Origin of the sequence: Francisella salimarina (assembly GCF_007923265.1) — a bacterium.
Lineage (GTDB): Bacteria > Pseudomonadota > Gammaproteobacteria > Francisellales > Francisellaceae > Francisella > Francisella salimarina.
The window spans coordinates 494240-517818 of record NZ_VOJA01000004.1; the positions used below are offsets into that span (position 1 = coordinate 494240).

Consider the following 23579-nt stretch of genomic DNA (forward strand, 5'->3'; position numbering starts at 1 on the left):
AGGGTTCCTTAGATATTTATAAATAGTTTATATTCTGAAATTAAAATTACTTAAGCTGAGATTATAAAGTACAAAGGTTATTATGTTAATACTCTTTATAATGTAGTTATTAATTTTTTTGCAGTTTCTGTATCTTTAGAAATCTGAGCTTTAAGTTCATCAAACGAGTTAAATTTTTTTTCTGGTCTAATAAAGTCAATAATTTCAGTTGTTATGTGTTTGCCGTAAATATATTCATTAAAGTTGAATATGTGTGTTTCTAGAAGGTTGTTTTTACCATCAATAGTAGGTCGAGTGCCAGCATTTGTAACTCCATAGAATATTTCGTTACCAATATGAACCTTTGATAAATATACTCCTTTTAAGGCTGAATTCTTGAGTAGCTTCTGATTTACAGTGTGAAACCCGATTTTTCTACCGTTTTTTTGTCCATGTAAAACTCTCGAATTAATCTTTAGTGAGTTTCCAAGTAGTTTGTTTGCTTGTTTGATATTGTGCTCGGCAATAGACTGTCGAATTTGGCTACTGCTTATACGGTGATTATCAAGATTAAGTGTAGAAATTCTATCAACTGTAAATTTGTGAGTCAGGGAGTATTGTTTTAATAGTTCATAGTTGCCAGTTCGGTTTTTGCCAAATTTGAAATCATCGCCAACTATTATATGTTTTGTATTTAGCTTTTTAACAAGAAATTCCTCAATAAATTCTCTTGCTTCTATATTTGCAAATTTTTCATTGAATTTTTGACAGATTATATATTCAACTCCTAACTTACTGAGATTGATAATCTTATTTCTAAAGTCATATATTCTCGAAGGCGCAATTTCTTTGAGAAAGAACTCTTTAGGTAAAGGTTCAAAAAACATAATACAAGGTACTAGATTGTTCTCCTTAGCTATATTGATAAGCTTTTTTATGATTGCTTGGTGTCCTAGATGAACACCGTCAAATGAGCCTATAGCTACAGCTTTGGCTGAAGAATTATTAGTTTTGGTTAAGTTTGTAATAATTTTCATTATAAAAAAGAAGGTTTAAAGCTATTTTATTTAGGAGTATAATAGCCTATAGTATTCATTTTTTGTTGAAAAAAAGCAACTACTGATAGATACTTATCTGTTAGATGTTTAGGTTATCGTATAACACAAATTATTATTGAGTGGTTTAAATCATGGCACGTGAGAAAAGAATTAGAAAATTAAGGAATAAGATTGGTAAGGTTTTTGCGATTGAGACAAATCTTACTGGTAGGCAATTATTAAATAATCGTGTTTTAAATAAAGATGTTGCTTTTAGCCAAGAGGAAAGAATTGCATTTGATTTAATCGGTTATCTTCCTGAGAAAGTTGAAAGTTTGGACGAGCAAGCTGCTAGAGTTAAAAGGCAGCTTGATCAAAAGCCAAATGCTCTTGAGAAATATGTATTTTTGAATAGGTTGCATGATTTAAATACAACTCTTTTTTATCATTTTGTCCGCGAAAATATTGAAGATATAATGCCAGTTATATATACACCTACAGTTGGTGAAGCAGTACAAAAGTATAGTAGCTCATTTAGAAAACAGAGCGGACTTTTCTTATCTATAAGCCACAAAAAACATATTGCTAAGATCTTAGAAAGATACGAGTATAACAGTATTGACTTAGTTCTTGTAACAGATGGTGAAGCTGTTCTTGGTATTGGCGATCAAGGTATTGGTGGTATGAATATTAGTATCGGTAAGATCATGGTTTATGTTGCCGCTAGCGGTATAGATCCAGCGAGAGTTTTACCAGTTCAGTTGGATATGGGTACTAATAACGATCAGTTGCTAAGTGCACCTGGCTATCTTGGTATACGCCTGCCAAGGGTTTCAGGTGAGACTTATGATGAATTTATTGAAGAATTTGTGAGTCAGGTTAAGACAAGGTTTCCTAATGTGTTTTTGCACTGGGAAGATCTGGGTCGTGATAATGCTACACGTATCCTTGAGAAATATAAGGATAAGCTATGTACATTTAATGATGACATAGAAGGTACCGGTATTGTGGCAGCAGCTAACTGTATAGCCGCTGTCAAGACTGCTAGTGCAAAAAGGATAGAGGTGGGAGAGTTGACTCCCGAAGAAGCTATAAGTGGTATATGTGATATTAGAATAGTTATCTATGGTGCTGGAAGCGCAGGATGTGGTATTGCAAGACAGCTTGCAGATGTAATATCAGATAGAGCGGGTGTATCTATCGAAGAAGCTATGAAGAGTATCTATTTAGTTGATAGGTATGGTTTGGTATGCGATAAGTTAAGAGCGAAAAGAATTACACCTGAACAGAAGCCTTTTGTTAAATTTAGTGATGAGATTGATACCTGGAAAGTCGAAGATCCAAGTTATATAACATTAGAAGAAGCTGTCAAAAATACAAAATGTGATATTTTAATTGGAACCTCAGGTCAGCCAGGATCATTTAATGAGGAAATCATTAAAACAATGGCTAAAAATAATAATTATCCTATCATTATGCCTTTATCTAATCCAACTTCGCTATGTGAAGCATTACCTGAAGATATTATTAAGTGGACAGAAGGTAGGGCACTGATAGCCGCAGGTAGTCCATTCCCAGATGTAACATATAATGGGTGTAAATATAGAATTTCTCAAGGTAATAATGCCTTTATATTTCCTGGTTTGGGCCTCGGTTCAGTTGCAGTGCATGCAAAAATTCTTACAAAAGGTATGATTCGAGCTGCTTGTTACAGGTTGAGTGAATTATCTCCAATGGTAATCAATGAAGATATAACACAACCATTGCTTGCTAAAATATCTGACTTAGTTGAAGTAACGAAAGAGATAACTAAAGCAGTAGCTAAGCAAGCTATTTTGGAAAATGTTCATGGTGTAGACGTTGATTTGGAAGATCTTACAGAGGAAGAGTTTGATAGTGAGGTAGAAAGATTAATTAATTTATCGTCTTGGACACCAACTTACGCCCCTTATATGCCTATCTAAAATTAATAAATCTTATCTTATATTGATGCATAAAATTTGTTGAAACCAACCATAAAATTATGCTAGACTCAAAAAGATTTTTCTATGTCACTAGTTAAATATTTTTTGAGGAAGAGTTGTGGTAGGTAGATTGAAAAGAACTTGTATGTTGGTTGGCAGCTTACTAGCTTGCTATGGTTATGCTTATTCAGAAGACTCCCCACAAGTGGTTTCTCAGGGAGGGCCTCTGGGAGCTACAAGTATTGGAGATCAGAGTCTTGGTCAATCATCACAAAATAGTACAAGCTCAGCTTCGACTTCAGCAAATGCTTCTCAGCAGTCAAGTGGTAGCGTGAATGAGAGAGAGTTATTGCTTAGTTTACAGAAGCAGGTTCAGCAGCTTCAAGGTCAGTTACAGCAGTTAAAATCACAAAATGGTAATGGTGGTTTAAAAAATACATCTAATGGTAGCTCATCGTTTACTACATATAGTTCAAAAGTAGATGGCAATAAAAACCCTGGATCTCTTGGTGGTAATGGTGAAGGTAGAGATTTAAGTCGAGCTCTAGTGTCAGATAGTGATCCTTCTGATATTATGCAAAATGTTAGTGCTAGCGACTCAATTGTAAGTTTAGGAGATCAGCCAGCTGGAGGTATTTTCAGCTCAAATGGTGGTATTGACGTAGGTGGGGCTCCAGCAATTACTACACAAGGTCAGGTAACTTACTTAGGTTCATACTCTGGTAACAACAGTATTCCTATTGGACAGATTTCTTCAAACCTTTTTGCATCTACACTATTAGGTCAAAGAGAGAAATTTGATGATTATTCGGTATTCTTTGGTGGCTTTATCGAGGCTGATGCACAAGCATGGTGGGGTAGTGGAATTACTAAGAATAATCCTAACAATCAAAGATTATCTGCTAATGGACAAAACATATATCTAACGAATGCAAAACTGTATTTCCTATCAAATCTAGGGCATTATGTAACAGCGCAGTTTGACTTTGATACAGATGAGTCAGGAAGCTTTGGTTTAGGTAACGCTTTTGTTATATTTGGTAACCTTGATACATCGCCATTCTTTGTAACAGCAGGTAGAAACAAACCAACTGTTGGATCTTATGGTGGTGGTGGTTCATGGACAGGTGGTATTACCGGTTTCTTAGCTCCTGATAATGTCACTAACGTTTCATTAAACTATAAAGACGCGGTATGGAACGCATCTGTGGCTGTATTTGGTTCAGATGACAAGCATGCAAACTTCTCTACAGGTCTATTCTATGCAGATAGTTGGACTCCTAATCTAGGTGCAGGTTTTAACGTTGGTTATGTATATAATATTGCAGGTGCTGGAAATAGCTCTATTCCATTAGCTCTGGATAATTTGAATAGAAAAGGAGATACAGTTGGTGCTATTAACGTTGATGGAAACTTGGCTTATAGTATGTGGGGAGGAATATTCCAGATAGGTGCCGGATGGGCAAGTACCACAAATGCCGAAGAGTTTAACGGTGTTGGTAATGGTAATGTGTTAGCAGGTGCATGGTACGGAGCACTCAACTACGCAGCTATGCTAGGAGGTAGAAATACTAACTTTAACGTTACTTATGGTCAATCATACAATTCTCAAGCAATACCAATGGGTACAGCAAATGCATCACCAAACTTTGGTAATACTGCAACAGGTATTAAAGAGCAGCTTATTTTCTCTGCTCAGAGAGCGTACTTTGATGATAACGTTCTATTCGGTCCAGAGTATGCATATCAAAGACTATATAGTGGTGAACATATGAATACAATTACTCTCGATATGTCAGTATACGTATAGAAATATATTATGAATGCTTAAAAAAAAGATATATGCTTCAGCATTAATTTTTTCAATTTTTGACATCTCTTATGCAGATGATCAGCAACAGTTGAGTCAACAGGAAGTTGCTCAATTAGCAAGTCAAATTAAATTGCTACAAGCAGAGATTAATAATTTAGATCAGCAAGAAAATACAGAAGTCAAGGTTGGCTTAGGCTCGCAACAAAAAGCTAATATTGAATTTAGTGATTTTGATAAAAATGTAAGAGTTAGAGAGCAGTATTTGCAAGAGCAAATGGTTATAGGCGCCCCTGCTAATAGCGATAGCGACCAGGTCGATGTTGGTGATCAAGTTAAGATTACTACGCAGGGTGAAGTTACTTATGTGGGCTCATTCTCAAGTAATAACACCGTACCGATTGGTCAGTTACCAAGTAACCTTTTTGCATCAAGTATTCTTAGACAGAGAGCATTCTTTGATGATTATGCAATCTTTTTTGGTGGATTTATTCAGGCAGATGCTCAGACATGGAATGGTAGCAATATTACAACAAGGTCAGGTGGAACCTTTGACGGTAATGGCGAAAACATATACCTAACAAGTGCAACACTATATTTTTTGGCAAATCTTGGGCATTATGTAACCGCTAATATGGATTTTGTCGCTGATCAAAATAATAACTATGATCTTCAGGATGGTTTTGTTATTTTTGGTAATCTTGACACAACACCAGTATTTGTATCTGTTGGTAAATATAGACCTTCTGTTGGATCTTATGGTGGTGGTGGTCCATGGACAAATAGTATTACTGCGAACATGTTTAGACCAAATAGAATTACCAATGCAGCTATAAACTATAGAGGTGACACCTCAAATGCCAACTTTACGCTTTTTGATGCGGAGAATCATGCAACTTTTTCATTAGCATACTTCGATGCTGTAAAAATTGATAATCTAGGACAAATTGGTTTTAACCTAGGGTATATGCATGATATTAGAGGAGCTAATAGTAGATTTAGTTTTATAAATAATCGTGTTGGTGAGTTTAATGTCGATACAGCAATTAGTATCCAGAGTATACCTTTTTTACCTGGTAATCTAAATCTTGGGGCAGGTTGGGCAACGACTACTACGCAAAGTACACAGTTTAACGGTTATGGTAATGCTTATGCAGGAGCTTTTACAGTACAGGCTGCGTATACATTAACATTGTTTGGTAAGGGGCAAAATATTAACGCCAGTTATGGACACTCTTATAATGCTGATAATATTCCTATGCCACTATCTGCAGGGGTTGGGACTTTCAAAACAGCTTCAGGGATTAAAGATCAGATTTTGATATCTACCCAAAGGTCTTTATTTGATGATAATGTACTGGTTGGCCCAGAGTACTCTTGGCAAAGCTTGTATAATGGTCAGAAAATGAATACGTTCACTATAGATTTATCTGTGTATGTTTAATATGAGCTTTAGCTTTATAAAAATCGATAAATAGAGTAAGATTAGTAATTAGTATATATAATAAATTTATAGGACATATATGTCTTTCTTGGTTGCAATAGTTGGTAGAGCCAATGTTGGTAAATCTACTCTTTTTAATGTTTTAACAAACTCTCGTGATGCATTGGTTTTTGATTTTGAGGGAGTAACTCGTGATCGTCAATATGGTCAGGCTAAATACGATGGCTTAGATTATCTTGTTGTCGATACTGGTGGTATATCAGATCAAGATGCAGGTTTTGATGAGTTTATGGCAAAACAGTCTCAGATGGCAATAGATGAAGCGAATTTAGTTTTCTTTGTGGTTGATGGTAGATCAGGTTTAACAGCTGGAGATGAGTATGTTGCCGATCTTTTGCGTCAGAAAGATAAGAAAGTAGTAGTTGTCGTGAATAAAGTAGATGGTGTTGAAGAAGAGTCTGCAATGGCAGATTTTTATAAATTTGGCTTTGAAAAAGTATTTTCAGTATCAGCAGCACATCGTAGAAACACCCAAAAGCTTATTGATAAATTTCTTAAAAAACCTCTGAATGAATACTATCAGGACTACACTCAGACACAAGAGCATAAGGAGCAACTGCGCCATGGTATACACTTCTCGCTTATTGGGCGCCCTAATGTAGGCAAATCAACACTTACAAATAGAATGCTTGGAGAAGACAGAGTAGTGGTTTTTGATATGCCTGGCACTACTATCGATAGTGTTAGTATTCCGTTTGAGCGCCATGGGCATAAATACACTATTGTTGATACAGCAGGTGTGCGTAAAAGGGGTAAGGTAAAACAGACATTAGAAAAGTTTTCTGTTATTAAGACTCTACAAGCAATACAAGATTCAAATGTTGTGGTTGCTGTGGTTGATGCAAGACAAGGAATTTCAGATCAAGATTTAAGTTTGATACATTTTGCTATCAAGAATGGTAGAGCACTTGTGTTGGCTATAAATAAGTGGGATGGTATGACTGAAGAAGATCGCAATCAAGTTAAACAAGATTTGAAGCGAAAATTATTCTTCTTAGAAGATTATGTCGATATGCACTTTATTTCGGCATTGCATGGTACAAATGTAGGGCATGTGTTTGAGTCTATAGATACTGCATATAATTGTGCGAATAAAAAAATAACTACAGCAGATGCAACTCGTCTGATGCAACTTGCTGTTGAGGCTCATTCACCCCCGATGGTTGGTAAATTTAGAATTAAGCTTAAGTATGCTCATGTTGGTGGGCATAATCCTCCTGTCATCGTTATACATGGTAACCAAGTTAATAGATTACCTAATTCATATAAAAGATATTTAGAAAATTTCTTTAGAGAAGCTTTAGATTTTCGTGGTACTCCTATAGTATTTGAATTTAAACAGTCAGACAATCCTTTTGCAGATAGAAAAAATAAGAGAACAAAAGATGAAGGCAGTAAGAGTAAAAAAGCTAAATAAAATTGCTGAAGAAGTAACGATTAGTATTAGTGGTGCAAAAAATGCTCTGCTACATTTAATTTTTGCAGGATTGATTCCAGATACTAAGACCAAGTTTTGTAATGTACCTACAACTCTTTTAGACTATAAAGGAGCTAAGGAAATTTTAAAAAATGTTGGTGCCAGAGTTGTAGAGAAAGGAGAGTGTGTAACTATTGATACTAGTTCTATTTCGAATGAACCTCTTGAGTTATGCGGTGAGATGACATCTAAAACTAGATGCTCACTGATGCTACTAGGCTCTATGTTGAAGAAGAAGGGTCGTGTAAGAATTGGCTTTCCTGGAGGTTGTAGCTTTAGTGAGAAAAGACCTTTTGATATTCATCTTAATGGGTTGGAAGCTCTTGGTGCAGAAGTGAAGTTGGCGGATGATTATATAGATGTTATCTATAAGGAAGAAAAAGACGCTGAGTTTAAAATGCTTTTTCCTTCTGTTGGTGCTACTATGAATTTGGTCATGTATGCTGTCATAGGTAGTTCTGAGGTAGTTCTTGAAAATGTTGCCTTAGAGCCGGAGGTCGTTACTTTAATTGACTATCTAAATCAATGTGGTGCAAATATTTATTTTGATACTGATAGTAGGAAGATCAGGGTAATTGGTGTTTCTAGGTTGTCAGGATGTGAGTTTGAGATAATTTTTGATCGGATTCAAGCTATGACCTATGCTGCTATGGCTTATTTATATAAAACAAATGTTACAATTACGAATATTAATACTAATGATACTTATAACATTGAAAAGCCTCTTGAGAAGCTTACAAATATAGGTGCTAGATGGGAGTATGATCAAGCTGGTAATAGTATTAAATTCTTCGGTAAAGATAGCATTATAAAAGGTGATGACATAATAGCAGCACCTTTTCCACATTTTCCTACAGATTTGCAGCCTATATTTGCAGTTATGTTATTTATGGCAAATAGTTCAAGTACTATTCAAGATACCGTATATCCTGAACGCATCAATTATGTGTACCAGATCCGTAAGATGGGTTTCAATATTTCAATAGATAATAATTTAATAAAAATAAGCCCTGTTAGAGATTTGAAAAATATACGTCCTGCTGTAATGAGTGTAAAAGATTTGCGAGCAGGCATGGCATGTTTAATGGCTGGATCATTGTTGGATGAGTTTTCGACTATTAATAATGCTCATCAAATTTTTAGAGGGTATAATAATCTTATAGAAAATATGTCTCATTTTATGCAGATTGAGATTTTAGATGGTAATGTTTAGGTAGCAGATGTCAAAATATATATCTTTAGAACAGTATAATACATATCGCATAAAATCTTATGCTAAGCATGTTTATTTTCCAAATAATGAAAAAGAGTTATTAGAAATTGTGAATAGGCATAATCAGGTATTTTTTCTTGGTAACGGTAGTAATGTTATTTTTTCAAAAGAATATTATGATGATGTTGCGTTTGTGGTATTTTGTGAAAATTTTAATTCTTTTAATATTGATGATAAATGTGTAAAAGTTCAAGCAGGAGTCTTATTACAAGATCTTGCACTTGCGACCTATGAGGCTGGTTTAAGTGGCATAGAGACTTTTTATGATGTTCCAGCTAGTGTAGGTGGTGCATTGATTATGAATGCCGGTGCTTATGGAGATGAAATATATACATATGTGAAAAGTGTTACGATTCTGGATCTCAAAACAAAAAAAATAAAGAAATATCTCAAAGATGAAATTGAGTATGGTTATAGATACTCTATGTTTAAATATCTTAATGATATTTGTATATTATCAGCGGAGTTTGAGTTTGAGTCAAAATCTAAGCAAGAGATTAAAATGAAACTTGATGATATCTATTCGAGAAGATTATTGAATTTGCCTCAAAAACCTACAGCGGGAAGTGTTTTTAAGAGACCTCAAGCAAATATGCCTGTAGGAGTTATGGTTGAAGAGCTGGGACTTAAAGGTAAGCAAGTTGGAGGTGCTCAGATATCCCCTAAACATGGAGGTATTATAGTTAATAATGGTCATGCTACGGGTGAGGATATACTGCGACTTATAGAGCTCATAAAACGAGAGGTTTTAGAACACTATAGTATTGAACTACATGAAGAACAGATTGTTATTTAATATCTTTAGTTAAAAGCTCTTTTTTATATGTTTAATATCGAATATACTTTGTTTAGGAAAAATATTTTTAATAAATTATGAAAATAAAGATTTTATCTTCTTTCATTATGGTATCTTTATTTTTTAGCAGTTCTTTTGCTGATACTATTACAGCTAAAGCTAATCAAGCAGTTAATGTAGACACGAGTGATAATCCGTTACGAGATTATGCTCAAAAAACATCTATAAATACAGATTCAGCAATTAATACGGGGCCCACATCATCTAATAACACTCAGATTCTCGATACAAATCAGATTGATGATAATGTTCCTAAGGCAAATGATTATGGAGATGCATTGAGTAGTTTGGTTGATACAAGTGATGATGATTATGATAAGCTGATTGCAGAAGCAAATGCTATTTTAGCAGATAGCACACCATCTGAAACCAAAAAAAAGATTGATGCTTTCAATAAAGAATTAGAAGAAAGGTCTAAAAAAGAAAAAGACAATTTTATTAAGAGTACAGCAGGTAATACTTTGAGTAAAGCGAGTGATATAGTCAATAGTAACCAAACACAGAAAGTAGATCAGAAATTTGATGAGTCCTATAATACATATTCAGAAAAATCATCAGGTGATTATATAAATGAAAATGTTAAAAACTATGATGAGGATTATAAACCAAAAAACTATGATGGACTTCTTGAAAGTATTAGTACTCCTAAGGATATTGAAGAATCTTTCAATGATATAGATAAAGATGAAAATGATGATTTTAAATATAAACTAAAAGATGGTTATCCTATTGAGCAAATAACAACAGTTGGTTTATTAAGTGGTGAACAGAAGCGCTATAAGAAATGTTTGATAATGAAGACTTATGGTGGTGGTACATGGAGAACATATTGTCAGCCACTTAAAAAGCCTACTAAATGTCCTGATTATGATTGGCAACAGCTATCATCTATGTCTATCATGTACTGCTAAAATAAAACTATTAATTCTTTTTAAACTCCGTTATTTGTTTTTTAAGCTCGTCTAGGCTTATTCTATTAGGATTTGCGCGTGGGGTTATATTATTATCTTCATTCTTGCGAACCGCATAACCGTATAGAGCTTCTATTTCTAATTGTAGATTTTGCTTAAATTTATTAATAAAAGTATTCCACATATTTTTACCAGTCAAACAAGTATGCATATTTGTATCTGCTAGAGGCTCATTGAGATGTCTAATATCTTCAAATATAGTTTTAATGTTTTCATAAGTGAATGTGATTAGGTCTGATTCGATAGCTGGGGTTTTGTATCTACTACTTTGTAGGGTATTACCCCATGTTAGAAGATCTATCATATCATTTGTATGCTTTGACTTACTAATAGTTGCAAAAGCCTTTTTCATAGAGTCAAAAGATTTATCGCCAAAGGTCGAAAATAAAAGGATACCATCATCCTTAAGCAGCTCGTAATATTCATCTAGCTCTTGGGCCAAGTTATCAGTTAGATGGATGATACTATTTGAAATAATAATGTCAAAATATTGTACTTTATCTTGGTTTTTATGTATTTTGGCATTAGGAAAGCGATTTTGTAAACTGCTTAGATAATCGTCATCACAATATCCTGTTATTAAGATATCTGATGGATTAAGCTTTATGAAGTCAAGTCTTCTGAGTAGTCTATGAGCTATCTCATTTTTAATAAAAGATTGTCGATATAGTTTTCTGTTGGATATTCTATTTAAGAAGAGATTATAATTAAACATAAATGTTCACTATAGTATGCTTGTATGGAGATTATAACAAAAATACTGCAAATACTCTTCACTCAGAATTGTTTATTATGTAAGCAGTCATCTGAGGATGTTATCTGTAATTATTGTTTACACAGTCTGGAAGTAGACTTGAATACACAACAGTATAAGTTAGATTTTGATATTGAGTATGATTATTATCACCTACTTAGTTACACAACAGAAGTTAGATATTTATTACAAAAGCTTAAGTTTCAAAAATATTTGTTAGTAATGCGGGTGTTCAGTAAGCTTATGCAGAAATGGTGGGATAAGATGGGCGATAAATACTTCGCTGATGTTGATGCCATTGCTACAGTGCCCATACATAGGCTTAGATATGTCTATAGAGGGTTTAATCAGTCTGAGCTTCTTGCTAGTGAATTAGCAGAATATGCTGATATTAGAACAGTGTTTTCAAATTGCTCACGTACGAAATATACAAAGTCACAAGCTAAATCATTCAAGCAAAAAAGAGCTTCACAGATAAAGGGAGTATTCCAGCTTAATCAACCTATTATAGCTAAGCATTTATTGATATTTGATGATGTTTTGACAACAGGGGCAACGATTAGAGAATTTATAGGAACTATATCAGAAGGTAGCCAAATTAATAAAATATCTATAGTTACTCTCGTGCGTCCAGAATAAGAAGTCTGCAATGTAGCTAATCCGAATAACTTTTGAAGCCGTTTTGTTATCCTATGGCTTGACCTAGGATCCACTTATTATGGGTTTTAAACTTGGATTCTAGGATCAAGTCGTAGAATGACATTTTTCTTTCTGATGAATTATTTATTATAAGAAAATGTTATAAATATGATAAAATCAATATATTTAACAATCGTATATAATTTTGTAATAATACTATCAACAAATTAAAAGATTATATGAAAAGGTATCAAAATGAAAAAATTAGTATTATTAGTGGTTTCAGTTATGGGTTTAATAAATGTGAGCTTTGCTAGTGGTTTACATGAGCTAAATAGTTTCTCAAGTAGCTCATTCCCACCACCAGTGATGATATTAGCCGAGTAAGGCTTACTCAGGAAGTTTAAGTTTGATTTTACCACCTAGAATATGAGCATGAATATGAAAAACCATCTGCCCACCTTCTTTACCTGTATTAAAAACAGTTTTAAAACCTCTCAAACCAAGTAGTTTAGCAACTTTAGGTATGCTTAACATAAATTTACCCATAAGCTCTTCATCTTGTTCAGTTAGCTCATTCAGGCTAGCTATATGTTTCTTTGGAATAACTAAAACATGAGTATCAGCAGCTGGATTGATATCATGGAAAGCAAAAACATTTTCATCCTCATAAACTTTCTTTGATGGAATCTCTCCAGTGATAATCTTACAAAAAATACAATCAGACATTTATTTCTCCTTTTTAAAAATATAATAGGCCAAACAAACAACACCTGCTATCAATATGGTTGTACTATGAGTAGTGATTAAATCCTGCAATTTAGTCAGAGAGCTAGTATCTTTAGTTATATTTGCTATAGCGCCTGTAGCTATTAATAAAACACTTGCACCCAATGCAAATCGATGCTTTTTCTTAGGCTCTTTAGCTTTACTAACTTGGTGTGATGGCATGGTTTTTAAATTCATCTGCGTATGTTGTAATATATCAAATACCATACGTGGCAGTTCTGGTAGTCTATCACTAACTCTAGGCATATTTTCTAACGAACGATGATAAAAACCTCTTAATCCCATTTGCTCTTTCATCCATTTCTCTAATATTGGACGAGATGTTTCCCATATATTAAGTTCTGGGCATAGTTTTTGCCCAAGACCCTCAACATGAAATAGAGTTTTCTGCAATAATGTAAGTTGAGGTTGTATATTCATATTGAAACGACGAGCAACAGCAAATAGCTGCATCAAAGTATAGCCTAGTGAAATTTCTTTCATAGGTTTTTCAAAAATTGGCTCACAAACTGTTCTGATGGCAGATTCTAATACATCTTCACGTGTATCACTAGGAACCCAGCCTGACTCTATATGTAGTTCAGCTACCTTGCGATAATCACGTTTAAAAAATGCCAGAAAATTACCTGCTAGATAACGCTGGTCATCACGATTAAGTGTACCAACAATACCAAAGTCGATAGATATGTATTTTGGATCTGCTGGATTTGTGACATCGATAAACATGTTACCAGGGTGCATATCTGCATGGAAGAAGCAGTTATCAAACACCTGAGAGTAGAATATTTCCACACCTCGCTGTGCTAATAAACGGCGATCAACCCCTAGAGCATCGAGAGTTTCGATATCAGATACTCTGACACCACTGACACGTTCCATAACCATTACTGTAGAGCTAGTATATTCCCAATATATCTTAGGTACATAATGTATAGTTGAGCCCTCGAAGTTTCTGCGTATTTGAGATGCATTAGATGCCTCGCGTACTAGATCAAGTTCATCAAAGAAGCTTTGATTAATTTCTTTGACGATTTCGACAGGCTTGAAACGCTTAATTTCTTTTAATTTGCTAAGTAGCGTTGCAAAGAAAAGCATCAAAGAAGTATCAAGTTTTAGGATTTTCTCTATACCTGGTCGCAATACTTTAACTACAACTTTTTCATCATTTTGAAGTACTGCGCCATGAACTTGAGCAACAGAAGCAGAGGCTAGCGGGGTGCTTTCAAAACTTTTGAATATCTTATTTATTGGTTTTTTTGCAGCCTTTTCAATCTGCTGAGCTGCAATATCGTTATCAAACGGTGGTACATTATCTTGAAGTTTAGAGACCTCTTTTATTACTTCAGGAGGAAGCAGATCAGCACGCACAGATAACGCTTGTCCAAACTTAATAAATATAGGTCCAAGCTTCTCTAACGCCTCTCTTATGCGTACACCGTGCTCTAGCTTGCGTAATCTTGGAGAGTAATAAAAAGGGTTTACTAAAAGTATAAGTTTAAGACTTCTTATTTTAGTTGCTCGGATTGGTTCATTGAGAAGGCAGTACCTATTTATAATATAAAAAATATATATAAGTCTTAGAAATTTTCTAATCATTGTATAAGCTCTCTAATAAGTTTAGTTTAGCTTCTATTCTATCAGTAGCCTGTTTTAGCTCTTGAACTTGACGATAAAAAATATTTATCTCATTTTGTGATATTAATGTTCTCTTTTCTTCAGTTAAAAAATCTTTAATATCAACTATAGTTTCTTGGCGTGATGTTCTAAGATATTGTTTCGCTTTAGTAAAAGGTTTTGCTATCGTTGCTGCAAATTCTGGACTAGTAATCTCAGATATTTTATAAACTAAATCAATATCAATAGCACTTATGAATTTATTAAACTCATTTAGGTCTTTAAGACTACCTTGATAATCAAGTTTATTGGCAATTATAAGTTTTTGAAGATTTTTGTTAAATATCAGTTCAAGTATATAAGCCAGTTTACCTTTTAGCACATTTTTAGAATGCTCATCAGTAGCATGGATTTTTGATTTTTCAACTTTTAATGTAACCGAAAAATCAATATCAGTAATCTCTACCCTTAATGTTTTATTATTAAGTGGTAGCAATAAACTACTCATTTGTGGGTCAAGTTTAGATAATAATATTAGGACGTTATCTATTATTTGAATCATTTTAGTACTTATATCCGATATGTAAAGCTACGATTCCACCAGTCATGTTCTGATATTCAACATTATCAAAACCAGCATCATACATCATTTGCTTTAGTGTTTCTTGATCTGGATGTTTGCGGATTGATTCAGCAAGATATTTATAACTTTCAGCATCTTGAGTGATGATTTTACCTAAAAAAGGTAAAGCTTTGAAAGAGTATTCATCATAAACCTTAGATAGCATAGGTACTATGGGTTTTGAGAATTCTAGTACTAGTAATCTTCCGCCTGGTTTTAGTACTCTGCACATTGATGCTAGAGCTTTAGCTTTGTCAGTGACATTTCTTAAGCCAAAAGATATTGTTATACAGTCAAAATAATTATCAGGAAATGGTAGAGATTCAGCATTAGCTTGAACATATTCAATATTACCTACACACCCTTTATTGGTAAGCTTCTCTTTACCCACTTCTAACATTGATGAGTTGATGTCACTCAAAACCACTTTACCCTGTGAGCCTACCATTTGACAGAATTTATATGCTAAATCACCAGTTCCTCCAGCTAAGTCAAGAACTCTGTCTCCTTTGCGTATGCCAGTCTTTGCAATAGTTTGTTTTTTCCAGATGCGATGGATACCAAAAGACATTAAATCATTCATTAAGTCATACTTAGCCGCTACTGAGTGGAAAACTCCGGCAACTTTTTTTTGTTTTTCTTCCCAAGGTACTTCTGTAAAACCGAAATCTGTTGTTTTATTTTCTTTAGACATTTAAACTAAAAATTATAATATTAAGATATAATTTCATTATAGCAGAATATCAAGTATTTGTATTGGCAAGATACCATTAAATAAGGGAGTGTGACTATGTATATATTATCTGGAGATATCGGTGGAACTAATACTAGGTTAGAGGTTTCTCTTCTAGAAGATGGTTTAACACAGAGCATTGCTATTAGAAAATATAAAGGAGCAAACTTTAATTGTTTGTCTGATATTATTGATAAGTTTTTACTAGAAGTTGATCTAGTGGGGCAGATTGATTCTGTGTGTCTTGCTGTTGCTGGATTTGTCGCAAATGGAGAAGTTCAAGTAACAAATTTACCATGGTTAGTCTCAGAGCAGTATATCTCAGAAGGCCTTGGGATAGATAAAAGTAAAGTCAAAGTTATAAATGACTTTGAAGCCATAGGTTATGGTATAGAATCTTTAGATAGAGAAGAAGATCTTATTACCCTTCAAGACGGTAAAAAAGATGATGAAACATTATGTGCTGTCGTCGGTGCTGGTACAGGTCTAGGTATGTGTCTAGTTAGTTATGATAAAGATCATAATCCTAGAGTGTACAAAACAGAAGGCGGTCATGTTGACTTTTCACCAGTTGATGATGAGCAAATTCAACTCTTTAGATTTATGCGTAGAACTTTTCATCGTATATCACCAGAGAGATTTTGCAGTGGCTATGGTATTTTCAATATATATAAGTATGTTGTACGTAATCCTTTATATGATCAGCCAGAGTGTCAATCGCTACGAAGAGAATTATTTAGCGTATCAGATTCTGATAAAGCAGCAGTTATTGTTAAGTATGCCATAGAGCATAGAGAACCCTCTGCGTTGAGAACTATAGATATATTTTTAAGTATATATGGATCAGTGGCAGGTAATTTAGCATTATCAAGTTTACCTTTTAGAGGGTTGTACATCGCTGGAGGTATTGCACCTAGACTTATCAAACAAATCAAAGAAAGTAAGTTTTTAGAGAAGTTTAGAGATAAGGGCAGGATGTCTAGTATGATGAAAGATTTTCCAGTTCATATAATTATGAATACAGATGTTGGTTTAATTGGTGCGCGTACTTATGCAGCCGGCTTAGTCAAAGTAGAGTAAAATTATTTTTTTTCTTTGAGATATTTTGAAAGTCTCGGTACTCCCAACCATATTAGATAAGCTACTACACATCCTGCTATTGCTACATAAAAAGTAGCAAATACGAAAAAGATCCCAACTAATATAGCTAATTCAGTAATAAAAAATATAGCTAATATAGCAATCAGGCAAATACAGCTGAAAACATTCCTGTATGTACAGATTTTATTTGCTGAATTTGGTTCTTGGTTTAAGCTTTCTTGATTCATGTTATTTATATATCGTTATAATAGGTTAATTATACAGTTGGTAATTATTGCATTGCAAATGAAATATTAAGATTATCTTTTTATATGTTTTGATAGATAAATAGATTGAATTATTAAGAAAATAAAAGTTATGCCAAGAAGGCCAAAAAGTTTAAAGTTCATCCATATATTCGTTGAAAAAAAGTAAGCAACAAATAAGTTAAGAGTTCCTAGCACTGTAAAGTAAGCACCCCACATATTGTTGATTTCTCTCCACTTATGTCTTTTTAACTCAACGGCTTCTTTGAGAATTTTTTGCATTGGTGTTTCTTTCATTGTATATGTTGATATTATCAAACCAATTCCTATTAACCAGTTGATTATGCTAACTTTCCATTTGATAAACTCTTCGTTATGGAAGTATAAAGTGGCTCCGCCAAATACCACAACAAGTACAGCTATTAGAATTTGTGCTTTAGCAATTTTTCTATGAGCAATATACTCCCAAATTACTTGAGCAACTGTAACTATAATCAATGCAGCAGTAGCATAAAAAATATCATAGACCTTATAAACTGTAAAAAATACGATTGCTGGTAGCAAATCATTAATCATTTTATTCATTTGTATTATTGTTAAGTGTTGTATAATGTCATAAAAGTATAACTCTTGTTGCTAAGATAATGAAGAAATTAATTGAACTATATAGTTATGGTAATAATGTAACTGAATTAAAAGAGATAGCTAATATTTTGGATAGTGATGGTGTTCTTGCTGTACCAACTGATTCAGGATATGCTTTAGCTTGTAGGATGAAGTCAAAAAAGGCTATAGATAAGATCATCAAAATACGTGAATTAGACGGAAAACATAATTTTACTTTATCTTGTAAAGATTTATCTGAAATATCTGAATATGCAAAAGTTGATAATAGTGTTTATCGAATTCTAAAAAGATATACACCAGGGCCTTTTACTTTTATTTTAAATGCAACAAAAAAGGTATCATCATTATTGGTTACTAAATCTAAAAATACAGTTGGTATAAGGGTAAGTGAGCATTATGCTCTTCAGGCAATATCAGCAGAAATTGGTGAGCCATTAGTGATTGGGAGCTTTATTTTACCTGGGCAAGATCATGTTGTTACCGATTGCTCAGTTATTGATGATGAAGTTATGAATTATATAGATGTGGTTATAGAGTCGGATTATTGTGGTTATGAGTCAACTACTGTTGTGGAAATGCTTGAATTACCATATCAGATTTTAAGACAAGGTGCCGGAGAAATAGATCTCTAATCCTAAATGTCATAGATATTGAACATTAATAAGATAGTTAAATATGAACTCTTGCAAAACTATATTTGAAAATTTAGAGTTTGAAATTTCACCAATAAAAAAATCTCGCTTTATATCTTTTGTCTACAAGGTAGCTAGTCACGAAGAAGTGCTAGAGGCAATAAATAATGCAAAGATTATTTATCCTGGAGCTAATCATTATTGCTGGGCATATTCTTTGGTAGATAATAATCAGCTTAGATTTAGTGATGATGGTGAGCCAAATGGTTCAGCGGGTAAGCCCATACTTTCACATATTCAAGGTCTTGGTATATCAAATGTTTTGGTTGTGGTTGTAAGATATTTTGGGGGGACGAAGCTTGGTGTTGGTGGACTCGTTAGAGCGTATGGGCAGGCAGCTAAAGAAGGGTTGGCTTTAGCCAAAATTATCGATGTAGAGCCTCAGAGTGAAATTTTAATAGAATATGATTACTCAGAAACAGCAAGTGTTGATAATCTACTAAATCGTTATAATATTCAAATTATAAGGGAGAACTATTCTAATTTGATATCCAAAGTTATCAAGATATGTACATCCAAAAAATCTATCTTCTTAGACGAAATTACAAATATAACCAAAGGTAGGGTGAAAACGTTGGAGTACTAAATTATTTAGGTTTCAACTCTACTATTACGAATAAGCATATATATAAATGAGCCAAATAAACAAATAACCCCACTAAATATAAATACAAACATAAAATTATCATTTGTTGATTGTAGTATTATCCCAGTAATAAGCGGGGCAAGTCCAGCACCAACAAAATTAGCAAAATTCTGTAATCCACCAATTGTTCCTACTAAGCTATATGGAGAGATATCAGCAACTAATGCCCATGTCGGAGATATCCGTAGCCCCAAACAGAAAATAGTAACACTTATTACACATACTATAATAAAGATGTTGTCTATAAATGGTAGCGCTAAGATTGCTATAGATGCAACTAGACATCCGATGATTATAGGTGTTAATCGTGAAAATACTGCTGTAAATCCTTTTTTTATCATAAGGTCAGATACTATACCACCTAACATTACAGAAGCAATTCCTGAAATGAAAGATATAGATGTTGCTATACTCATTTGAGAAAGGCTTAGGTGTTTTACTTTAATAAAATAAAAAGGTAACCATGTTAGAAATAACCAGTAAGCGTAAGATGAACATAGATTTCCTATACATAAAAAAACTACATTCTTATTCTTTAGTGCATAAGAGATAGAAACCTTTTGAGTCTTTTTGTAAGTTGGTCTACATTCAATAGTTTCTTCTGTATGTAGAAGTTTCCAACCTAATGCAGCTAGCAATCCGATAATACCTAACAAAATAAACATACCGCGCCAATCTATCAGTAGCATTAAACCAACTAGGATTAATGGTGCTAGGATGTTAGCTAATCTAGGACCTAGAGCTACTATTGATGACATTAGTCCCCTTTGAGAACTTGGAAAACGGTGTTGTATTATTCTAGTAGCGACTATGAAAAAGGGAGCTTCAGCGAGACCGAGTAATATCCGTGTTAGTAATATTGAATAAAATCCTATTACTAAGCCTCCTAATACACAAGCTACAGACCATGCAACCATACTTATTAGCATTACTTTATTTACACCAAGACGATCAACCATGTATCCCGCCGGTAGACTAGCGATAGCATACGGCCACATAAATGCTGATAACAATATTCCCATTTCTGTTGGTGTTATATTAAAAGCATTAGCAATTTCTGTATTTGCAATACTTAGAGTAGATCTGTCAATATAATTTAATAATGCTAAAAAGAATAATAGAAAAATTATTAAAATATTATAGTAGGATTTTTTCATTACTAAATACTTAGCTTATTTAACACGCATACCAGGCTGAGCACCTTCATGCGGTTCTAGTATGTATATTCCTTTGCCATCACCAGCTGCTAGAACCATACCTTCTGACATTCCAAATTTCATTTTCCTAGGAGCTAAGTTCGCTACCATTACAGTATGTTTGCCTACCAAATCTTCTGGCTTATATGCTGATTTTATACCTGCAAATACTTGTTTTGTAACACCGCCTAGATCTAATATTAGCCTAAGTAGTTTGTCTGCACCTTCAACATGTGATGCTTCCGCAATTCTAGCTACACGAAGATCTACTTTCATGAAGTCATCAAAGGTGCATTCTTCAGTTATATCAAGTTTAGGCCCTTCTTTTTTAGGCTCTGTCTGTTCTTGTGATTGCTCTTTTTCTAGCATTTTTTTAGTATCCTCTAAAATCTTGTCTACTTTTTCTTTTTCTATACGTTTAGCAAGTGGTTTGAATTTGTTGATTTTATGATTCTTTAAGAATGTTGGAGTATCATTCCAGTTTGCAATTTCTATATTTAAAAAAGCTTCTGCTTTTGCAACAATGCTAGGAATTATAGGTTTTAGATATGAGACTAAAACTTTGAACATATTTATTCCTTGTGAGCATACTTGATGGACTTTTTGCTCTTGATCTTCTTCTTTAGCTAGTTGCCATGGCTTATGATGATCTATGAATTGATTTGCTTTATCTGCTAAGGCCATTATTAGTCTTACAGCATGCGCAAATTCTCTTTTCTCAAAAGCTTCTGTAATTGCGTGATGATTTTTAGCAAACTCTTCTTCCAACTCTTTATCAAAGACTTCATTAGCTAAAGTTGCATCAAATTTTTTGTATATAAAGCCAGCACAACGACTTGCTATGTTTACTACTTTACCAACTATATCTGAATTTGATTTGGTGACAAATTCTTCAAGGTTTAAATCTATATCATCTATACGAGATGTTAGTCTAGAGGCGAAATAGTATCTTAAATAGCTAGGCTCTAAATTATCTAGATAAGTTCTTGCTTGAATAAATGTACCACGAGATTTTGACATTTTTTTGCCATTTACGGTTAAGAACCCATTTGCGAAGACACTTGTAGGAGTTTTGTAGCCTGTAGATGACAATATCGCTGGCCAAAAGAGTGCATGGAAATAAATAATATCTTTACCAATAAAATGATAAAGCTCGCTTTCACAAGAGTTATCTCCCCAAAATTCATTAAAATCAACATTGTTTTTGTTACAGTAATCTCTAAAGCTTGCAATGTAGCCCATCGGAGCATCTAACCAAACATAGAAGAACTTCTGTTCATTTGTGCCAGGGATTGGATAGCCAAAATATGGCGCATCACGAGATATATCCCAGCTTTGTAATCCTTGTTCAAACCATTCTGCTAATTTATTAGCTACTTCTGGTTGTAGGCTTTTATTAGACTCAATCCAATTTTTAATATCTTTTTCTAATGCGGGCAGGTCAAAAAAGAAGTGTTCAGAATTTTTTTGTATTGGTGCTTTTCCTGATACTACTGATTTTGGGTTTATTAGTTCTGTTGGATCATAGGTTGCACCGCAAACCTCACAACTATCTCCGTATTGATCTTCAGCCTTACATTTTGGACAAGTGCCTTTTACAAATCTATCAGGTAAAAACATCTTTGCTTCAGGATCATATGCTTGAGCTATTTCTTTTTTTGATATGAGTTTTTGAGCATTCAGCTTACCGTAGATATCTTCAACAATTTCTTTGTTTATTGGACTATGGGTTGAATGGTAATTATCAAATTCAATTTCGAAGCTTAAAAAATCTTTTTGGTGATTGTTTGAGTATTTTTCAACAAGTTCTTCTGGCGTGATACTTAAGCTTTTAGCCTTAAGCATTATTGGAGTACCGTGTGTATCACTGCCGCATACGAATATACATTCATTACCTTGTAGTTTTTGGAATCTAACCCAAATGTCTGACTGTATATATCCAAGCATATGGCCTAAATGAAGATCGCCATTTGCATATGGCAGTGCATTAGTAACTAGGATTTTTCTCATAATAAAAATACTTATATAATTTATATATGTTCAGAGTAATGGTTGTATTATAAAGTTTTTTCAAAATTTTGTTTAGTAATATATTAGTAAAAATAATAGTTAATGTAAAAAAAGATAGGAGTACTCTTGACACATTGTTATATGTATATATAATATCCTCTCACATGGTTTAGGAGAGGTGGCCGAGTGGCTGAAGGCGCTCCCCTGCTAAGGGAGTATAGGCGTTAAACCCTATCGAGAGTTCGAATCTCTTCCTCTCCGCCATCAAAAAAGTTTTCGATCTTTTCAAAATCGGGTGCTTAGCTCAGCTGGGAGAGCATCGCCCTTACAAGGCGAGGGTCGGGGGTTCGAACCCCTCAGCACCCACCACTAAATAAAAAGCGACTTAGGTCGCTTTTTTTATGTCTTAAATTTTTGTATATCACTTTTATTGGACTTTGTCTTTTGTTATGAAGTTGGCGGTATAGAGAGTGTTTTAATATTTGTGCTAAGTAAATACGGTGTTAGATTAGTATTCTTATATAGGGGCAATTAGCCAAAAGCTAATGATAGTAGTATGTTATAGATATATCTTTTAGTAAGTAATTGTGATAATTGTATTTTTAGTTTGCTTTGAGGTTAAGAGTTATTTAAGTTTAGAAGTGCCCATGTCTAAACCTAATCAAAACTTGACCTTGAAATTTTATATATAATATATTTCTATTACTATTTTTTAAGCTGCACCTGTGCGTCTTTTTATTGGAAGTGTTGCATTGCCTAATTTTTATATACAGATTTGTAAAAAGAGTAGAGGTTATATCTAATGCTTATGTCTCTTTATTATTTGTTTTGCTTTGAATTTTATAATACTGCTAATCACCAAAGTTGGATAAATCAAATCGTTAATGCAGCAGATATGTATATTAATTAATATAAGTAATTAGATTAACAGAAGTGGAGGTGTTTAAACTTACCACATTTATTAAAAGTGCAATAAATAGATAAAAAAGTATTATTTTTTTAGATAAGTAGGATATTTGTTTTTTTGTTCTAAAGCATAG

At 33.6% G+C, this 23579-nt stretch carries 22 protein-coding genes and 2 tRNA genes; 14 read left to right on the forward strand and 10 right to left on the reverse strand.

Annotation, left to right across the window (positions count from 1 at the left end):
- Positions 1-95: 95 nt before the first annotated feature.
- The gene (gene ribF, locus FQ699_RS08020) at positions 96-1016 is read right to left on the reverse strand and encodes a bifunctional riboflavin kinase/FAD synthetase (RefSeq protein WP_146421868.1); all 921 of its coding nucleotides are present in this window, start codon (positions 1014-1016) and stop codon (positions 96-98) included.
- A 149-nt stretch (positions 1017-1165) separates the two neighbouring features.
- On the opposite strand from ribF, the gene FQ699_RS08025 reads away from it, so the two are divergent.
- The 7 genes from FQ699_RS08025 to FQ699_RS08055 all read left to right on the forward strand — a co-directional run bounded on the left by FQ699_RS08025 (position 1166) and on the right by FQ699_RS08055 (position 10811).
- Positions 1166-2980, forward strand: coding sequence for an NAD-dependent malic enzyme (locus FQ699_RS08025; RefSeq protein WP_146421869.1), 1815 nt, complete (start codon positions 1166-1168; stop codon positions 2978-2980).
- Between the two features lie 118 nt (positions 2981-3098).
- Positions 3099-4790: a DUF3573 domain-containing protein gene (locus tag FQ699_RS08030; protein WP_146421870.1), complete on the forward strand. Its 1692-nt coding sequence runs from the start codon at positions 3099-3101 to the stop codon at positions 4788-4790.
- 13 nt (positions 4791-4803) lie between these two features.
- Complete coding sequence (locus FQ699_RS08035; protein WP_013922237.1) at positions 4804-6234, forward strand: DUF3573 domain-containing protein; 1431 nt, start codon at positions 4804-4806, stop codon at positions 6232-6234.
- A 79-nt stretch (positions 6235-6313) separates the two neighbouring features.
- Positions 6314-7711 (forward strand): ribosome biogenesis GTPase Der, encoded by a 1398-nt coding sequence (der, locus tag FQ699_RS08040; RefSeq protein WP_146421871.1) that lies wholly within the window; start codon positions 6314-6316, stop codon positions 7709-7711.
- Entirely contained in the window at positions 7680-8984 is a 1305-nt protein-coding gene (locus FQ699_RS08045; RefSeq protein WP_179951686.1) for a UDP-N-acetylglucosamine 1-carboxyvinyltransferase, read from the forward strand. Before der ends, FQ699_RS08045 begins: the two co-directional genes overlap by 32 nt.
- A 7-nt stretch (positions 8985-8991) precedes the next feature.
- Positions 8992-9840 carry a UDP-N-acetylmuramate dehydrogenase gene (murB, locus tag FQ699_RS08050; RefSeq protein WP_146421873.1) on the forward strand — a complete coding sequence of 283 codons (849 nt, stop codon included), beginning with the start codon at positions 8992-8994 and terminating at the stop codon, positions 9838-9840.
- A 77-nt stretch (positions 9841-9917) separates the two neighbouring features.
- Positions 9918-10811, forward strand: a complete 894-nt coding sequence (locus FQ699_RS08055; protein WP_146421874.1) for a hypothetical protein — start codon at positions 9918-9920, stop codon at positions 10809-10811.
- Between the two features lie 10 nt (positions 10812-10821).
- Here the strand turns inward: FQ699_RS08055 and FQ699_RS08060 are convergent, their stop codons facing one another.
- Positions 10822-11586, reverse strand: coding sequence for a methyltransferase domain-containing protein (locus FQ699_RS08060; RefSeq protein ID WP_146421875.1), 765 nt, complete (start codon positions 11584-11586; stop codon positions 10822-10824).
- Between the two features lie 24 nt (positions 11587-11610).
- On the opposite strand from FQ699_RS08060, the gene FQ699_RS08065 reads away from it, so the two are divergent.
- Positions 11611-12264 carry a ComF family protein gene (locus tag FQ699_RS08065; RefSeq protein WP_146421876.1) on the forward strand — a complete coding sequence of 218 codons (654 nt, stop codon included), beginning with the start codon at positions 11611-11613 and terminating at the stop codon, positions 12262-12264.
- 255 nt (positions 12265-12519) lie between these two features.
- Positions 12520-12651, forward strand: coding sequence for a hypothetical protein (locus FQ699_RS09820; RefSeq protein WP_013922244.1), 132 nt, complete (start codon positions 12520-12522; stop codon positions 12649-12651).
- Between the two features lie 3 nt (positions 12652-12654).
- Here FQ699_RS09820 and FQ699_RS08070 read toward each other — a convergent pair whose 3' ends face one another.
- The 4 genes from FQ699_RS08070 to ubiE are packed head-to-tail and all read right to left on the reverse strand — an operon-like array spanning position 12655 to position 15983.
- A complete protein-coding gene (locus tag FQ699_RS08070; protein ID WP_146421877.1) occupies positions 12655-12993 on the reverse strand; it encodes a histidine triad nucleotide-binding protein in 339 nt (112 codons plus the stop codon).
- Complete coding sequence (gene ubiB / locus FQ699_RS08075; RefSeq protein ID WP_146421878.1) at positions 12994-14649, reverse strand: ubiquinone biosynthesis regulatory protein kinase UbiB; 1656 nt, start codon at positions 14647-14649, stop codon at positions 12994-12996.
- Positions 14642-15229, reverse strand: a complete 588-nt coding sequence (locus FQ699_RS08080; protein ID WP_146421879.1) for a ubiquinone biosynthesis accessory factor UbiJ — start codon at positions 15227-15229, stop codon at positions 14642-14644. Before FQ699_RS08080 ends, ubiB begins: the two co-directional genes overlap by 8 nt.
- Position 15230: 1 nt before the next feature.
- Entirely contained in the window at positions 15231-15983 is a 753-nt protein-coding gene (ubiE, locus tag FQ699_RS08085) for a bifunctional demethylmenaquinone methyltransferase/2-methoxy-6-polyprenyl-1,4-benzoquinol methylase UbiE (protein ID WP_013922247.1), read from the reverse strand.
- 96 nt (positions 15984-16079) lie between these two features.
- Here ubiE and glk point away from each other — a divergent pair, with 96 nt between their 5' ends.
- Complete coding sequence (glk, locus tag FQ699_RS08090; RefSeq protein WP_146421880.1) at positions 16080-17102, forward strand: glucokinase; 1023 nt, start codon at positions 16080-16082, stop codon at positions 17100-17102.
- Between the two features lie 2 nt (positions 17103-17104).
- Here the strand turns inward: glk and FQ699_RS08095 are convergent, their stop codons facing one another.
- Together FQ699_RS08095 and FQ699_RS08100 are read right to left on the reverse strand one after the other, a co-directional pair.
- Positions 17105-17350 carry a hypothetical protein gene (locus FQ699_RS08095; RefSeq protein WP_146421881.1) on the reverse strand — a complete coding sequence of 82 codons (246 nt, stop codon included), beginning with the start codon at positions 17348-17350 and terminating at the stop codon, positions 17105-17107.
- Positions 17351-17422: 72 nt separating this feature from the next.
- Positions 17423-17953, reverse strand: coding sequence for a septation protein A (locus FQ699_RS08100; RefSeq protein WP_146421882.1), 531 nt, complete (start codon positions 17951-17953; stop codon positions 17423-17425).
- 59 nt (positions 17954-18012) lie between these two features.
- Between FQ699_RS08100 and FQ699_RS08105 the strand changes: the two genes are divergently transcribed.
- A complete protein-coding gene (locus FQ699_RS08105; protein WP_044525709.1) occupies positions 18013-18627 on the forward strand; it encodes an L-threonylcarbamoyladenylate synthase in 615 nt (204 codons plus the stop codon).
- A gap of 43 nt (positions 18628-18670) precedes the next feature.
- Positions 18671-19273 (forward strand): YigZ family protein, encoded by a 603-nt coding sequence (locus tag FQ699_RS08110; RefSeq protein WP_146421883.1) that lies wholly within the window; start codon positions 18671-18673, stop codon positions 19271-19273.
- A 5-nt stretch (positions 19274-19278) separates the two neighbouring features.
- On the opposite strand, the gene FQ699_RS08115 is transcribed toward FQ699_RS08110, so the two are convergent.
- Together FQ699_RS08115 and metG are read right to left on the reverse strand one after the other, a co-directional pair.
- Positions 19279-20490 carry an MFS transporter gene (locus tag FQ699_RS08115; RefSeq protein WP_146421884.1) on the reverse strand — a complete coding sequence of 404 codons (1212 nt, stop codon included), beginning with the start codon at positions 20488-20490 and terminating at the stop codon, positions 19279-19281.
- 15 nt (positions 20491-20505) lie between these two features.
- Positions 20506-22539, reverse strand: a complete 2034-nt coding sequence (gene metG, locus FQ699_RS08120; RefSeq protein ID WP_146421885.1) for a methionine--tRNA ligase — start codon at positions 22537-22539, stop codon at positions 20506-20508.
- A 172-nt stretch (positions 22540-22711) separates the two neighbouring features.
- Here metG and FQ699_RS08125 point away from each other — a divergent pair.
- Positions 22712-22803, forward strand: a tRNA-Ser gene (locus FQ699_RS08125).
- A 29-nt stretch (positions 22804-22832) separates the two neighbouring features.
- Positions 22833-22908 (forward strand) — tRNA-Val (locus tag FQ699_RS08130).
- Positions 22909-23579 lie beyond the last annotated feature (671 nt).